Source organism: Paraniabella ginsengisoli (assembly GCF_022513635.1).
Lineage (GTDB): Bacteria > Bacteroidota > Bacteroidia > Chitinophagales > Chitinophagaceae > Niabella > Niabella ginsengisoli.
In genome coordinates this window covers 17,279-33,165 of record NZ_JAKWBL010000003.1, presented here as the reverse complement: position 1 = coordinate 33,165, position 15,887 = coordinate 17,279, and the positions used below count along the sequence as shown (strand labels likewise).

The 15,887-nt window shown below is 38.8% G+C and carries 17 protein-coding genes and 3 pseudogenes; 6 read left to right on the top strand and 14 right to left on the bottom strand.

Translation table 11 applies throughout. The annotated features are described in order from the left end of the window. Positions 1-10: 10 nt before the first annotated feature. Positions 11-250 carry a hypothetical protein gene (locus MKP09_RS14645; RefSeq protein ID WP_240830736.1) on the bottom strand — a complete coding sequence of 80 codons (240 nt, stop codon included), beginning with the start codon at positions 248-250 and terminating at the stop codon, positions 11-13. Between the two features lie 14 nt (positions 251-264). Continuing rightward, on the bottom strand, positions 265-468 hold the full coding sequence (locus MKP09_RS14640) for a hypothetical protein (RefSeq protein ID WP_240830735.1): 204 nt from the start codon (positions 466-468) through the stop codon (positions 265-267). Positions 469-600: 132 nt separating this feature from the next. Here MKP09_RS14640 and MKP09_RS14635 point away from each other — a divergent pair, with 132 nt between their 5' ends. Then, entirely contained in the window at positions 601-1,455 is an 855-nt protein-coding gene (locus MKP09_RS14635) for a phosphodiester glycosidase family protein (RefSeq protein WP_240830734.1), read from the top strand. A gap of 68 nt (positions 1,456-1,523) precedes the next feature. Here the strand turns inward: MKP09_RS14635 and MKP09_RS28660 are convergent, their stop codons facing one another. From MKP09_RS28660 to MKP09_RS14580, 12 genes and pseudogenes are all read right to left on the bottom strand, one after another. Further along, positions 1,524-1,685, bottom strand: a complete 162-nt coding sequence (locus tag MKP09_RS28660; RefSeq protein ID WP_262915418.1) for a hypothetical protein — start codon at positions 1,683-1,685, stop codon at positions 1,524-1,526. Beyond that, entirely contained in the window at positions 1,670-2,182 is a 513-nt protein-coding gene (locus MKP09_RS14630) for a 3-oxoacid CoA-transferase subunit B (RefSeq protein ID WP_262915417.1), read from the bottom strand. The genes MKP09_RS28660 and MKP09_RS14630 overlap by 16 nt, the downstream gene beginning before the upstream one ends. Positions 2,183-2,296: 114 nt before the next feature. Beyond that, a pseudogene (locus tag MKP09_RS14625) lies at positions 2,297-2,934 on the bottom strand (CoA transferase subunit A). 218 nt (positions 2,935-3,152) lie between these two features. Next, positions 3,153-3,473, bottom strand: coding sequence for a beta/alpha barrel domain-containing protein (locus tag MKP09_RS14620; protein ID WP_240831496.1), 321 nt, complete (start codon positions 3,471-3,473; stop codon positions 3,153-3,155). Between the two features lie 50 nt (positions 3,474-3,523). After that, positions 3,524-3,850: a beta/alpha barrel domain-containing protein gene (locus tag MKP09_RS14615; protein WP_240830733.1), complete on the bottom strand. Its 327-nt coding sequence runs from the start codon at positions 3,848-3,850 to the stop codon at positions 3,524-3,526. Positions 3,851-3,910: 60 nt separating this feature from the next. Then, positions 3,911-5,056: an acyl-CoA dehydrogenase family protein gene (locus MKP09_RS14610; protein WP_240830732.1), complete on the bottom strand. Its 1,146-nt coding sequence runs from the start codon at positions 5,054-5,056 to the stop codon at positions 3,911-3,913. A 41-nt stretch (positions 5,057-5,097) separates the two neighbouring features. After that, positions 5,098-5,232 carry a biotin/lipoyl-containing protein gene (locus MKP09_RS14605; RefSeq protein ID WP_240830731.1) on the bottom strand — a complete coding sequence of 45 codons (135 nt, stop codon included), beginning with the start codon at positions 5,230-5,232 and terminating at the stop codon, positions 5,098-5,100. Between the two features lie 16 nt (positions 5,233-5,248). After that, positions 5,249-5,713, bottom strand: coding sequence for a hypothetical protein (locus tag MKP09_RS14600; protein ID WP_240830730.1), 465 nt, complete (start codon positions 5,711-5,713; stop codon positions 5,249-5,251). After that, entirely contained in the window at positions 5,710-7,086 is a 1,377-nt protein-coding gene (locus tag MKP09_RS14595; RefSeq protein WP_240831495.1) for an acetyl-CoA carboxylase biotin carboxylase subunit, read from the bottom strand. The genes MKP09_RS14600 and MKP09_RS14595 overlap by 4 nt, the downstream gene beginning before the upstream one ends. Positions 7,087-7,213: 127 nt before the next feature. Beyond that, positions 7,214-8,005, bottom strand: a complete 792-nt coding sequence (locus MKP09_RS14590) for an enoyl-CoA hydratase-related protein (RefSeq protein ID WP_240830729.1) — start codon at positions 8,003-8,005, stop codon at positions 7,214-7,216. 117 nt (positions 8,006-8,122) lie between these two features. Continuing rightward, positions 8,123-9,633, bottom strand: a pseudogene (locus MKP09_RS14585) (carboxyl transferase domain-containing protein). Positions 9,634-9,865: 232 nt separating this feature from the next. Then, entirely contained in the window at positions 9,866-10,219 is a 354-nt protein-coding gene (locus MKP09_RS14580; protein WP_240830728.1) for a hypothetical protein, read from the bottom strand. 581 nt (positions 10,220-10,800) lie between these two features. On the opposite strand from MKP09_RS14580, the gene MKP09_RS14575 reads away from it, so the two are divergent. The 5 genes and pseudogenes from MKP09_RS14575 to MKP09_RS14550 all read left to right on the top strand — a co-directional run bounded on the left by MKP09_RS14575 (position 10,801) and on the right by MKP09_RS14550 (position 15,871). Further along, a complete protein-coding gene (locus MKP09_RS14575; protein WP_240830727.1) occupies positions 10,801-11,238 on the top strand; it encodes a cytochrome c maturation protein CcmE domain-containing protein in 438 nt (145 codons plus the stop codon). Between the two features lie 6 nt (positions 11,239-11,244). Continuing rightward, positions 11,245-13,839 (top strand): cytochrome c biogenesis protein CcsA, encoded by a 2,595-nt coding sequence (ccsA, locus tag MKP09_RS14570; RefSeq protein ID WP_240830726.1) that lies wholly within the window; start codon positions 11,245-11,247, stop codon positions 13,837-13,839. A 212-nt stretch (positions 13,840-14,051) separates the two neighbouring features. Then, a complete protein-coding gene (atpG, locus tag MKP09_RS14565) occupies positions 14,052-14,933 on the top strand; it encodes an ATP synthase F1 subunit gamma (RefSeq protein ID WP_240830725.1) in 882 nt (293 codons plus the stop codon). 25 nt (positions 14,934-14,958) lie between these two features. After that, positions 14,959-15,488: pseudogene (gene scpB / locus MKP09_RS28205) on the top strand (SMC-Scp complex subunit ScpB). Next, a complete protein-coding gene (locus MKP09_RS14550) occupies positions 15,443-15,871 on the top strand; it encodes a hypothetical protein (RefSeq protein ID WP_394801081.1) in 429 nt (142 codons plus the stop codon). The pseudogene scpB and the gene MKP09_RS14550 overlap by 46 nt, the downstream one beginning before the upstream one ends. The last annotated feature ends 16 nt before the right edge of the window (positions 15,872-15,887 follow it).

Sequence of the window (15,887 nt, the reverse complement as noted above, 5' to 3'; positions counted from 1 at the left end):
TACAGCGTACTTATTTTTTATGAAAATCATCTACTGTCCAGGTGGCTATATCGTCCTTATTAAAGCTGGCTGTATTGGTTCTGTTATAAAATTTATATCTGTTCATCGAAAAATATTGCTGATACAAACCAGCTACATAGCTGTTGAGCAATGATGTAACAGGTTCTTTAGCTGTTGCTATTTCTTTTTCAATTTCTGTGATGCTGGCGATATGATTTTCGTCACGGTTTTCAGTTTGTAGCTGCGTCATGTAGATTAGCGATTTTACAATCTGTGCTTCCTCCTTTTCAGCTTTAGCTTTTGCATATATTTTTTTACAATAGTAAGAGCGGAAGCAGGCAGGCCTTTAACTATATTTTCTTCGACCTGTTTCCAATCCGCGTCATAATTTTTTACTTGTGCGTTTGTATTCATCGCAAGTATTAATAAAGTGAGTGTAAAAACAATTAATATATTGGGGATTTTCATCTTTTTGTACTTTTTTATTTCTATTTTAGTCAGTTTTACTGATGACAGATTAAAGGCGATGGTGTTATGATGCGCAACTTAGTAAAACTACATAAAGAAAGATCGTATTTTTTAAAAATTAATCAGGAATAAATGAAGCATATAATTGGCTTACTTGTGTTAATGTTTGGGACATATATTGCTACTGCGCAATATTATGATTCGGTAAGCTTTGTAAACGCCGGGTGGAGTGTACAGAAGATTGATCGAAAGGTAAAGTTGTACCGGTTTCATTTCAATAATAAGAACCTGTTCGAGGCCAATGAAAACATTAGTTATATCAAGATTAAGCCGGGTAGAGCAAATGAATTTGATATTGCTGCCGAGCCGCAGAAGCTGAGAACGGTCAGTGATTTTAGCAAAGAAAAGAAAGCTACTGCAACTATTAACGGTAATTTTTTTGATGTAAAAAATGGTGGAGCGGTTGATTTTACTAAAGTTGACGGCGTTGTGATAAATGAAAACAGAACCGGTAAAAATGAAAAATTAGGCGCTCATCAAAAAGCTGCTGTTGTAATTAACAATGGTGAGCTTGCTATCAAAAAATGGGATGGTTTGGTAAACTGGCCTGAGTGGCTTAAAGAGCCTGATGTAATGCTAAACGGACCTTTGCTTCTTATCAATAGACAAAATGAGACTTTGGACTCGAATAGTTTTAGTGTTACCCGACATCCTCGAACCTGCGTAGGTGTTACAAAAAGGGGGCATGTAATTATGCTGGTTGTGGACGGACGCAATGCGAACTCTGCTGGCATGAGTCTTTTTGAACTCACAAAAATTATGCGTTGGCTGGGTTGTGTAAGCGCGATCAATTTCGATGGTGGAGGCTCATCAACACTATGGGCGAAGGAGCAGGGCGTGGTCAATTATCCAACGGATAATAGAAAATGGGATCATGACGGAGAACGGAAAGTTGCGAATGTGTTATACCTGAAAAGAAGAAAATAGTGGTTTTTTAGCCCAGCTTTAGAACAACTATTAAGCGATCTTGCGTCGCACATTTCAGCTGTGTGCTACTATTTAAATTCCATTTCCGGCACATTTTCTTTTATTATCAATTTCCCTTCAGTAGCTTTTTGAATTTCTTCCACACTCACGCCAGGCGCACGTTCCAGCAATACAAAGCCATCTTCTGTAATGTCTAACACTGCCAGATCAGTTACTACTTTTTTACACAAGCCACACCTGTAAGCGGCAAAGTACATTCTTTTAGCAGTTTCGATTGTCCATCCTTACTGGTGTGTTGCATGGCTACAATGATGTTTTTAGCGGATGCTACTAAGTCCATCGCACCGCCCATTCCTTTTACCATTTTACCCGGAATTTTCCAGCTGGCTATATCACCTTTATCTGTTACTTCAAATGCGCCTAAAACCGTTAGGTCAACATGGCCGCCGCGGATCATGGCAAAACTGGTTGCCGAATCAAAGAAAACCCCACCCGGAAGTATCGTAACCGTTTGTTTACCCGCATTGATAAGATCTGCATCAGCATTGCCTTTTTCAGGAAAAGGACCCATGCCTAGCATCCCATTTTCTGATTGTAAAATCACTTCCATTCCTTCAGGAATATAGTTGGCTATCAATGTTGGAATGCCAATGCCAAGGTTTACATAATATCCATCCTGTAATTCCTGTGCAATGCGTTGTGCGATTTGTTCTTTGGTTAAAGCCATGTTTTTTATGTGATAATGTGATGATATGATAATATGATAATATGATAATATGATAATGAGTTTTAGATGTTAAACGGACAAATAATTATCACATTATCACATCGGCTAATTGGCTCATTCTCTTTCCGTCCGCTTCTCAATCCTTTTTTCATAATTCTTTCCTTCAAAAATTCTTTGTATAAAAATACCCGGTGTATGGATCTGCATTGGATCAAGTGTTCCTGCAGGAACAAGTTGCTCAACTTCAGCAATGGTGATTTTTCCGGCCATTGCCATTGGTTGATTGAAATTGTTGGCCGTAGCACGATAAATCAGATTGCCATGTTCATCACCCTTCCATGCTTTGATAATCGCAAAATCGCCGATAATAGCGTGCTCCAGCAAATGAGGTTTGCCATTAAACTCACGAATTTCTTTTCCTTCGGCTACTTCAGTTCCAACACCGGCCGGAACATAAAACGCTGGAATGCCCGCCCCACCTGCGCGACAACGTTCAGCCAAAGTTCCCTGCGGAATCAATTCTACTTCCAATTCACCAGCCAGCAACTGTCTTTCAAATTCTGCATTTTCTCCAACATAAGACGAAATCATTTTTTTGATCTGTTTTTTTGTAGCAGCAGCCCTAATCCAAAATCATCTACGCCAGCGTTATTGCTAACGCAGGTAAGATTCGTAACGCCACTTTCTACCATCGCACTAATGCAGTTTTCGGGTATGCCGCAAAGACCAAAACCTCCCAGCAGAATGGTCATTCCGTTTTTAATATCAGCAACTGCTTCGCGTGCATTAGAAACTACTTTTTGCATTAGTTGATTTTTAAATGTTCCGTATTTTAAAGCAATACTTTGTATCAGTTCTTCGTCCAAATGATGCTTGATATTCTCTTCTTTAAAATAGTCCAATAGATCTAGTGTATTCAGATTTCCCATCAGTTCAAAACCCGTCATTGGACAACCACCAATGCCATTCATCACTCCGTCATAACTTCTGCAACCAGCTTTCCAGGCGGCATTGATCTTCTCACGCCAGTTCTTTTTTCGGTATGGATGTGAAGTCCTAATTCAATATCAGGATATAATGGTAATAATTTTTCAAATATATTTTTGATCGATGAAGCTGTTGCTAAACCGATTGTATCAGATAAGGTAATTACCTTAACACCTTTGTGCACGAGCTTTTCAACAGCATCTTGTAAGATAGCTTCGTTCCATGCATCTCCATAAGGATTGCCAAAAGCCATGCTGATAAAAACACGAAATTCTTTTTTGTTGTCTGTACAAATGTTTCCAATTTCTGTGACTGTTGCATCAATTTTTTCAATTGAAGAATTAATGTTTTTTTCTAAAAAGTATTGCTGATCGAATAGGGAAATCCAATCATGTCGATTTTTTCAAGAGAACACGCGTCCTGTGTACCGCGCGTATTACCAACAATCGCAAGCAATTTTGTGTTAGATTGAGTTTTATCAATCAACTCCAAAACTTTTTCACTATCCGCCATTTGTGGAACTGCTTTAGGCGAAACAAAACTTCCAAAATCAATTACATCAAACCCGGCTTTCATTATTTCATTAATGTAAGCAGCCCGCTGTTCAACAGGAATAGTGAATGGCAATCCCTGCTGTGCATCGCGCGGACTTTCTGTTATTTTAATTAGCTCATTGTTCATAGTTAATAGTTCATGGTATCAAAATAATTTATAAAGCAAAGCAATGATCCATGATCTTCTTCAACAACCAATATGTTTTGCTATTACAATTCTCTGTATTTCCGATGTGCCTTCTCCAATTTGTAATAGCCTTTGATCACGATAAAATCGTTCTACATTATATTCTTTCATCAATCCATAGCCGCCATGTATTTGAACAGCAGCATCAGCAACCTCTTTAGCAATTTCAGAGCAGTACAATTTAGCCATTGCCGCTTCTTTTGAAAATGGCTTCTTTGTATCTTTTAACCAACAGGCTTTATATAGAAATGTTCGCGCCAGTTCTATTTTGGTGGCCATGTCGGCCAAACTAAAAGATACAGCCTGAAATTTGGAAATACTTTTTCCAAATTGTTTACGTTCCTGAGAATAGGTTAATGCCAATTCATAAGCGCCCTGTGCACAACCCAATCCCATGGCTGCAATACTTAGCCGACCTGCGTCTAAAGTTTGCAGCATAATTTTTGAACCCTGGCCGGTTTTGCCTAAAGTATTTTCTTTCGATACACGACAATCGTCAAAAAATAACTGAGATGTATCGCTTGCACGCCACATCATTTTGCCATGCATGGCTTGTTGTGTAAAACCTGGTGTACCTTTTTCCACAATTATCGTTGTGAATTCTTTTTTGCCACTTGGATCGCTGGTTACAGCTTGTACTGTTGTTCCGATATTGATGTCGACCGATCCGTTGGTGATAAATATTTTATTGCCGTTTATTACCCAATCATTTCCGTCCGAAGTTGCTGAAGTTTTTGAAGCACGTGAGTCGCTGCCTGCTTCGGGTTCGGTTAGCCCAAAGCTCCACAAACCTTCTCCTGTACAGAGTTTGGGTAAATATTTTTGCTTCTGTTCTTCTGTTCCGTAATTGTAAATGGGCCCAATGCCCAAAGAATTATGTGCTGCTACTGTAGCCGCTTGCGAACCATCCACTCGTGCTATTTCTTCAACAGCTATAATGTACGCCAGATAATCCATTCCGGCACCTCCGTATTTTTGCGGAAGGTAAATGCCTAACAACCCGAGTTCTCCCATTTGTTTTGTTAAGTCATACGAGAATTGTTCTTTTTCATCCAGTTCCTGAGCTACCGGCTTTATCTTTTTCTCTGCAAAATCACGCACTATATCGCGTATTTGCTGATGTTCCTGAGCTATATCAAAATTCATAAGTTTCCTGTTAATCGTTTTTGGTTTTCAAAAATTGTTAGTTATTCAGCTGGCACTAATTTTATCAGGCAAGTAGCGGTGTTTGTTTTATCACCTTCCTGCACATTAGTTTTTTCAACTATTCCGTCAGAAGGGCTTAAAATATTATTCTCCATTTTCATTGCTTCTACAATCAATAGCAGGTCTCCTTTTTTACATGATCTCCATTTTGTACAGCAAGTTTGATGACCTTGCCTGGCATCGGAGAAAAATATTTCCTGAGCCTGTACTTAAATTGGCCGATGAGGAAAATTTTTCAGCATCAACATAAGATATGTCAGTTCTCACAGCAGCATGTGTAAATCCGTTGAATGTTATTTCGTAGTTACCTGGTTTTGATTCGTAAATAGCATGATCATAAAAAGTGTCTTCAAGCTGTAATCTATAGTTAATCCCACGCTTATGCTTCAGTGTTACTTCATACATTTTATCTGTCAACGAAAATATGCAGCTGCCATCAATGTGTTTTAATAATTCGATTTGGAATATTTTATCGTTTACAATTAGTTCTAATGTTTTACTATGACGCCAATAACCAATAGCTTGCCAAATATTTTTATTCTTTTGATCACGATGCGGCTCCAAGCTTTTTGCAAGCACAGCCGCCAATATAATCATGTTATCCGTTTCCTTTTTTTTGTTTGAATGAAATGTATAATTTCTTCAAGATTGGTATCTATATATTTTGTTGAAATATTATTATTGATATAATCAGGATGTGATAATAAGCCAATTAAAAATTCAAGATTGGTTTTAATACCTTTGATATGATATTGCCCAAGCGCTGAAAGCATTGACTGGCGTGCAGTTTCGCGATCCTTATTCCAAACTATTAATTTACTGATCATCGGGTCAAAGTCGCCCGATATGACATCACCCGTTTGTAATTGCATACTGTCTATTCTTCCAGTCGCCACAGGCGACAACATATTGGTTTGAGGCGAAGACGCCTCGAACAGCGGTTCTTCATAATAGCTAAGCAATCCAGGCGATGGTAAAAAATGCTGCCCGGGATCTTCTGCATAAATGCGACATTCAATAGCATGTCCATTTTGACGGATATCTTTTTGTTGAATAGATAAAGGATTGCCATTCGCAATGTTGATTTGCTGCTCCACAATATCTATTCCGGTTGTTAGCTCGGTAACAGGATGTTCAACCTGAATGCGCGTATTCATTTCAAGAAAATAAAATTGTTGCAATTCATCCACCAAAAACTCCATCGTACCTGCACTATAATATCCAATTGACTTAGCCAGCGCAACGGCAGCTTCACAAATTTGGCGACGAACATTTTCAGATAAAGTTGGAGAAGGTGCTTCTTCAATTATTTTCTGATGTCTGCGTTGTAGTGAACATTCTCTTTCGTAAAGGTGAATCACATTGTCATGTTGATCGCCCAGTATCTGTACTTCAATATGTCGTGGCTTATCAATGTATTTTTCTATATAAACAGTTTCATCTCCAAAATAGCTTTTAGCTTCGCGTGCTGTAGCTTCCAATGCGCTTTGGTATTCGCTTTCATTGTTTACAACACGCATGCCTTTTCCGCCGCCGCCAGCAGCAGCTTTAATAAGAATAGGAAAACCTACATCTTTATAGTTTTTAAACAAATCTTCTACTGAGCCTGTAATGCCCGGTGTTACAGGCACGCCGGCTTTTGTAGCTGTTGCCCTTGCCTGAATTTTGTTACCCATCGCCTGTATTGCTGATGCGCCGGGGCCAATAAAAATAATGTTTGCTTTTTCGCAAGCGGTAACAAACAGAGGATTTTCAGAAAGAAAACCATAACCGGGATGAATGGCATCCGCTCCGGTTTTTTTAGCAGCAGCAATTATTTTTTCAATATTTAGATAAGTTTCGTTTAGTCCATCGCCGTCCAAAAAAATGGCTTCATCAGCATTTTTTACAAATGCTGTTTGCCGATCAGCCTCATTATAAATAGCAACAGTTTCAATCTCCATTTTTTTGCTGTGCGTTGAATACGCAATGCAATTTCTCCACGATTTGCTATTAATATTTTTTTAATAGCCGACTTCTTCTCAACTGGGGTTAGTTTCGTATCCGAAAGTTTTATATGTTGTTCTACGTTTTTCACAGTTTGTTTTCGTTTTTATCTCATTCAATCCAGTTCGGTTTCCTTTTTTCTAAAAATGCGGCCATACCTTCCTGTCCTTCTTCAGACGCCCGCGTTTCAGTAATCATTTTTGCTGTGTAATCGGGTATTTCTTCTTCCGATAATTCATTTACAATCCGTGCTATCATTTCTTTACAAAGCGAAATAGCTTTAGGTGCGCTGGTTAATAATAACTGAATAGTAGCTTGTAAATGTGCTTCGGTTTCGTGTATATCTTTAAAACATTTATTCACTAATCGCAATGTTTCTGCATCGCTGCCTTTTATACGTTGGCCAGTTAGCATTAGTTGTCTTGAAGGATACTCGCCAATGCGCTTAATGATATATGGAGCGATGGTGGCCGGAACGATTCCTATTTTTACCTCAGAAAAAGAAAAGCTGGTGTCTGCTTCACAGAAAGCAAAATCGCAGGCAGCTAATAAACCGTTTGCACCGCCCATTGCGGCTCCATGTACGATTGCCAATGTAGGTTTCGGACATTTATAAATGGTTCGAAAACATTCGGCCAGCAACATGCTTTCTTCATAATTCTGATCGTAACTATATTTGGCTGTATCCCGCATCCAGTTTAGATCAGCCCCGGCGCAAAATACTTTTCCTTTTCCGCGAAGCACAATGGCGCGCACATTTGTCCGTAAGCCTTCTTGTTTAAATGCCGCAATAAGTTCGTTTATCATTACATCATTAAAAGCATTGCGAACATCTGGCCGGTTCAACCAAATAGTGCAGATGTTGTAGCTTGTTTCTATTTCGAGAGTTGTGAACTGGTTCATGTTCTTTTTTAATTCCGGAAGCTTCGCATCCGGTTATGCATATTTAACCCCTTCGGGGTTATTGGATTGTTAATTGTAAACTTATCAACTCATCAACTTTTTAGCTGCCCGACAGGGCTACATCCTAAACACTCCATACTTCGTATTGTCCCATTTTTTATTTAATGAAACGGCGATTCCCATCGCTATTATTTTTCGGGTATCAACAGGATCAATAATACCGTCATCCCAGAGTCTTGCCGTGCTGTAATAGGCTGATCCTTCCATTTCGTATTTATCCATGATAGATTTCTGCAAAGCTTCTCTCTCACTATGCGCAAAGGTTTTGCCTTTTGCTTTCAATTGATCTTCTTTTACAGAAACAAGAACATTGGCCGCCTGCTCGCCGCCCATCACTGAAATTTTTGCATGTGGCCACATAAATAAAAAACGCGGATCGTAAGCGCGGCCACACATGGCATAGTTACCGGCTCCGAAAGAACCGCCAACTATTACTGTGAACTTAGGGACGTTTGCGTTAGCAACGGCATGAACCATTTTAGCTCCATCGCGGGCAATGCCTTTGTGCTCATATTCTTTCCCCACAATGAAACCGGTAATGTTTTGTAAGAATAAAATTGGTGTGTTTCGTGATGTGCAGAGCTCAACAAAATGAGCGCCCTTCAAGGCAGATTCCCCAAACAGTACGCCATTGTTGGCAATAATACCAATTGGGAAACCCATGATATTTGCAAAGCCAGTTACCAAAGTTGGAGCGTATTTTTCTTTAAACTCGTGAAACCGGCTGCCATCAACAATTCTTGCTATAAGTTCCCTGGCATCAACCTGCTTTTTAAGGTCTGGTTGAATAATACCATATAGCTCTTCCGGGTCGTAAGCGGGTTCTTCTATTTTATTAATTGTTAACGTCTGTTTATCTGCAGGGGTGAAAGTTTTAACCAGGTTGCGACAAATAGCAATAGCATGTGCATCGTTTTCGGCGATATGATCTGCTACGCCAGAAATAGAAGTATGCACTTCTGCGCCGCCGAGTTCTTCAGCCGTTACTTCTTCGCCTGTTGCAGCTTTTACTAACGGCGGGCCACCAATAAAAATAGTTCCCTGGTTGCGTACAATAATGGTTTCATCGCACATGGCCGGAACGTAAGCACCGCCCGCTGTGCAGGAGCCCATTACAATAGCAATTTGTGGAATACCTGTCGCAGACATCCGCGCCTGATTAAAAAGAAGCGGCCAAAGTCATGCCGGTCGGGAAACACCTTGTCCTGTTCTGGCAGGAATGCACCACCAGAATCTACCATATATATGCAGGGCAAATGATTTTCCATCGCTATTTCCTGCGCACGCACATGTTTTTTAATAGTGTACTGCATATAAGTGCCGCCTTTAATCGTTGCGTCATTTGCTACGATCATTACTTCACGACCATGCACAAGGCCAATGCCGGTTACAATACCGGCGGACGGAAACTGGTTATCATGAAGGCCAAAAGCCGCGAGCGTAGAAAGTTCGAGAAAAGGTGTATTTGGATCAATTAGTTGGTCGACTCTGTCCCGAGCTAATAGTTTTCCGCGCTGTTTGTGCTTTTCAATGGCAGCATTAGACAAGGGGTTTGTTACTTCAGCCATGCGACTGCGCCATTGTTCCAAAATTTTTTGATATGCTTCTTTATTCTTCAAAAAATCAGTGGATTGTGTATTAATATTTGATGAAATAGAGTACAATATGTTTGTTTTGATAAGATAAGAATTTTTGCTAAATAAAGGAAATTATTTCAAATACTAACGATTGTTAGTGTAATATTTTCATACAATTTTTGCAATGAATGAACTGGGCCTACGCCTCGCTTTATGTTTACAATTAATCTGCAAAATGCTTGAATCCCAACTTAAATTCTATATAATTTAAAATTTCCGATATAAATTTTGCATCATGAATTTCAAGATTACCAAGAGGATCATGCAGCGTATAAGATCTAGATTTTCGCATATATACATATTCGACAAAAACATCCATCGCATCGGTTGATGTATTATAATTTTCAATATTTTCATAGTCTCTTAGCTGTAATACTTTTAGTGATAAAATTTTATCAGCCACAATACTGAGATTATTATCACTAACGTGCAAAGAAACATTTTGCGGGATAATTTTTACCATTACAATTGTATCTACCATTTTTGAGTGTTGGATGCTGGACGTTGCAGCCAGCATACTCCATTGGTTATTTAAATCACACCGTATAACAAATGCTGATTTAAAAAAATCATCAAAAAAAGGATCTGAGTCTTTAAATATTCTTATTTCTAATTTGGAAGAATCAGGGGAAATGGGATATAAATAAAATATATTATTAACAAACGTGGTGTGATTCTTTCCATTAGAGCTGGTATGTATTTTATGCTATCTATGCATATCTTTTGGCCAGTTAGAGTCACATATTTTTTTCAAACTTGCACCCAATAAAAAGAAGTGGCCCAAGTATTATAATAAATATACTAGGTTTCATACTTAGATTATATTAATTGTCGCTATTAATATTCTGAATAGCAGCAAATAATGCTTACGTTAAAGTACTATAAAATAATCAAATCGCCATAGTTCAAAAAACGAATTTTATCGTTCGAATTGTACCTTTGTTACTGGCATTAAGAAACTCATTTTTAAATATATGCTGAGATACGTGCAATCGTTTTCAAGATTTTTTATTTTCCTCCCAACAAATCATCTAAACTATTGTTAAGTTCCTAAAAGCGGGCTGTTTGCCTTAATTTTGCAAAAATTTTCAGCAAAAAATGAAAAAAATCCATATTATTTTATTGGTTTTAATTGCCGGCGCCATTGCGGTGTTGGTTAGTTTTTTACAAACTACCACAACTTATGATACGGTAGCTATTGCAAAATCTAAGCCCGGAAAATTTGTACACCTGATGGCAAAGTGGGACAAGTCTTTACCAATGGAGTACGATGCCATCAAGAACCCCAATTACTTATCTTTTACAGCAATAGATACTTTAGGTGATAAAGTGCAGGTGATTTATCACAGCCCCAAACCTGAAAATTTTGAGTTGAGCGAGCGCCTGGTAATGAAAGGAAAATACGAAGATGGAAAGTTTATCTGTCAAAGTATTCAAACCAAGTGTCCCAGCAAGTATAAAGATCAGGATCCTTCCCAACATCCGGGCAATAAAAAAGACTCAACTTATAATACAGTAGCTACAGTTAAACAATAATATTTTATGGAGTACGTAGGCGAGCATCTTTTGCCGGGTCAGATTGGACATTTTTTTATTTTAGTTTCATTGATTGCTTCGCTTACCGCTGCGTTTGCTTATTTTAAAGCAGTGCAGGCTACGCCTGACGCCAAAGCCGGATGGCTGAAACTGGCGCGCATTTCTTTCTTTACGGAAGTTTTTGCTGTTCTTGTCATTTTTGCTGCGCTGCTACACATTCTTTACTATCATCTGTTTGAGTATAAATATGCCTGGCAACATACCAGCCTTTCGCTGGAGTTCAAATATATTATGAGCGCTTTTTGGGAAGGGCAGGAGGGAAGCACGCTTCTTTGGACTTTTTGGCATTGTGTGCTTGGTGTAATTATTATAAGAAGAGAAAAGCAATGGGAGGCGCCTGTAATGTCTGTCGTGAGTTTTGCCCAGTTTTTCCTTGCCACTATGATTATTGGGATTTATGTGTTTGATGTAAAAATCGGTTCTAATCCATTTATCTTATTAAGAGATTCCGGTGTATTGGACGAAGCGGCGGGCATGCATGTAAACTTTGATGTTACTCAACCTATTCGGGCCGATTATCTTACCATGATAACGGATGGTAATGATTTAAATCCACTATTACAGAATTACTGGATGGTTATTCATCCTCCGATTTTGTTTTTGGGATTTGCTTCTACATTAATTCCTTTTGCTTTTGCAATGGCTGGGCTTTGGACAAGAGATATTAAAGGCTGGGTTACCAGGGCTATTCCGTGGACTTTATTTTCTGTAGCATTTTTAGGCTTAGGTATTATGATGGGCGCCAAATGGGCGTATGAATCATTGAACTTTGGAGGTTACTGGGCATGGGATCCGGTAGAAAATGCATCGCTGGTACCGTGGATGATTATGGTCTCGGGCCTGCATACGATGCTTATTTTTAAACACAGCGGTTATTCGCTACGTTCTTCTTTTTTATTTTTAGCGCTGTCTTTTATATTCATTGTTTATTCCACTTTCCTTACTAAAAGCGGTGTGTTGGGCGATTCTTCGGTACATGCATTTGCAGACATTGGCATGAACGGGCAATTGTTTCTGTTTTTAATTGTATTTGTATGGCTACCCCCGTTTTTTGCAGCGCAAACGAATAAGCACAGACTAATTATTACAGGTGTTACTTTAATACTATCGCTGGCTACTTATTTTCTGGCCGAAAAAATTCCGGGCTTCCCGCTTTATGTAATATTAGCAGGCATTGCTACATATATTGTTTTAATGAACAAATTGGTGCCGTCTGTAAAGAAAGAAGAAAGTGTTTCTTCGCGTGAGTTTTGGATGTTTATCGGATCGCTGGTATTCTTTCTGGCGGCTATGATCATTATTTTTCAAACATCTTTACCCGTATTCAACAAATTATTCAACTCAAATAAGGCACCAGGCGAGAATGATGAATTCAATTATAATAAGATACAAGTACTTATTGCCTTTGTTATTGGAATACTAACAGCAATTACTCAATATTTAAAGTATAAGTCAACCGATACCAAATCATTTTTAAATAAGATGTTGGTGCCAACTATTATAAGTGCTGTAGTTGCTACATTTATCTTGATCGTTGTAAAGATTAATTATGATGTACACGGAATGGGTTTCCTGATCAATATATGGCTGGCGCTGGTTGCAACAGTTTATGCTACAATCGCTAATGCAGCTTATATATGGGTAGGGTTGAAAGGCAAATTAAAAAATAGTGGTGGATCGGTTGCGCATTTCGGATTCGGATTGATGCTTGTAGGAATGATATTATCTTCTTCTAAAAAAGAAATTCTTTCATGGAATACAAGCGGCATAGCGGTTCCTTTTGGAGAAGATAGCAAGGAAAAGACCGGAGAAAACCTAACGTTGGTGAAGGGTGTTCCTATGCAGATGAACGATTACATGGTTACTTATGTCGGAGATTCTGCACATCCTAAAAAAGAACAAACTTATTTTAAAGTTCATTTCAAATCGAAAACGAGTAACGAAGAATTTACTTTATTGCCCGATGCTTTTGTAAATTATAAAGGTAATGAAGGTTTGATGGCCAATCCATCAAGTAAACACTATTGGAACCATGACGTGTTTACGTATGTTTCTTCATTTTATAAGCCAACCGCAGAGGGAGATACTATAAGCTTTAAACCTAATTCCATAAACATTAACGATACTATTTTTTATAGTAAAGGGTTTATCACCATTGAAAAATTGGCGGCTAAGGATAATTTACCTGTGGCTGGATTCAGCAAATCTGATACAGGGTATACAGCGTCAGTAAAAGTTCAGGAACTGAATGGTTCATCATATAGTTCTGATCTGTTATTGATTAGAAATGCGGGTAAAACTTTGTATCAAACACAGGATACGATTATGGCGCAAAGCCTGGTATTGCGCCTGGAAGATGCCGGCGCGAATTCTGTTACAATTGGCGTAAAAGAATCAAATGACGTGTTGGAATATTTGACGCTCAAAGCGTATAAATTTCCATACATTAACCTTGTTTGGGCAGGTGTTATATTCCTGGTGATAGGCTCGGTCGTTGCAATGGTTCGGCGCGTTAGGTTACTAAAACTGAAAGCGGCCTAGTTAATACGGTTAAGTATTTGATATTAGTATAGAAAGGCGCTCATATGTTTGATCGAATAAATAGGTTGAGCTATATTCCACAGTTCAAGCGTGCGACGCAATTTCGCCGCCATTTGTACAAAGCTGGCGCCATAAAAACGTTTTCCACATATTTATTGATAATTGGCGTTTTGCACGTACTTTTGCGCCCTGAAAACCAAAGATTCTAAAGAATGGCAGGCCAGTTAAAAGAAGTTCGAAATCGTATATCATCTGTGCAGAGCATGCAGCAAATTACAAAAGCCATGAAAATGGTGAGTGCTGCTAAGTTTCGTCGTGCCCAGGACGCTATTGTGCAGATGCGCCCCTACGCGCAAAAATTGCAGGATGTGTTAAGCAATATTGTGAGCAATAGCGATGGCGAAATTAAAATGGCTTTGGCTGAAGAAAGGCCGGTTGAAAAAGTATTGCTGATTGTAATTACCAGCGATCGCGGTTTGGCAGGTGCTTTTAACTCGAATGTGGTAAAACTGGCAAGAAAGGTGATTCGTGAAAAATATCAGAATCAGTTTGATAAAGGTAATGTTACTATCTGGAACCTTGGTAAAAAAGGGTATGAGGCGTTGACTAAATTTGGATACAAAACAAACGACGAACATAAGGATATTTTCCTGAGCCTTAGCTTCGATAATGTACATAAAATTTCTCACGCGGCGATGAAGGCTTATGAAGAGAAACAATTCGACGCTATCGAAATTGTTTACAGCCAGTTTAAAAATGCGGCTACGCAATTGTTTACTGCTGAACAATTTTTACCTATTCCAAAAGTAGAAAATCAAAAAGGAGCTCCTAAAGCCGATTTTATATTTGATCCTAATAAGGCTGAATTGATTGCAGAACTGATGCCTAAGATTTTAAATACGCAATTATACAAAGCCGTTTTGGATTCTCATGCATCTGAGCATGGTGCACGTATGACATCGATGGATAAGGCGAGTGAGAATGCCAATGAGATGCTGAAGAATTTAAAGCTCTCTTACAACCGCGCAAGACAGGCGGCCATTACAACCGAACTTACAGAAATCGTAAGCGGTGCGGCTGCATTGCAGGGTTAATAAAAAAAGACCAATTTTATTTCCGATGGAAATAGCCGAATTAATTCCACATATTGAAGCGCTGATTTTTGCAAGCGAAAAACCTTTAACAACGTTAGAGGTTACCGAGTTGCTTAATAGTGCTTTTGGTTTTATGGAAGATAAAATCACCCTCGACCAGGTTGAGGCGGCAGTTGATGGTGTAAAAGAAAAATATGTTTCCGAATTTTATCCTTTTGAAATAGTACAAAGCGGCGGAGGATGGCAGTTCTTAACTAAAAAGAATATCACAAAACAATTGCTCAGCTGAATGGTGATAAGTTCATGAAACGCTTGTCGGCAGCGGCTTTAGAAACATTGGCTATTATAGCTTATAAGCAACCGGTTACCAAAGGAGAAGTAGAAGCGATACGCGGCGTAAGTGCCGATTATGCTATTCAGAAATTATTGGAAAAAGAATTGATCGTGATAAGCGGCGCAATGAGAAAATGCCCGGCCACCCTTTGGTATATGCTACATCAAAAGCATTTATGGATTATTTTGGAATTAATTCTTCGGACGAGCTACCGAAAATAAAGGAAGTGCTGGCTGAGCAAATGGTAGAACCAAGTGCGATTGTAAATGGTGAAACGGTGCCTGAAACTGAAATGGATGAGGATGGTAATCCGTTAGCTGTTTCTGAAAATGGGGAATTAATTGAAAATGCAATAATGAATCAGGAAGCGGGATCTATTGAGATAGTTGAAACAGATGAAGTAATTCAGGAAGAAGAGGGGCCACGTGAAGAAGATGCTTTATCTGATGAAGATGAAGATGATGCTGAACAACCTGATGATGAAGTGCCATTTGATGATGAGAAAAAACAGGTTACGGAAGAGATTCCTGGTAATGAAGCAAAAGATGAAGAATCAGAAGAAGAAGAGAAGAAGGAGGGCGATGAAGACGAGCCTGCTTATTAAACAAAATTTATACAAA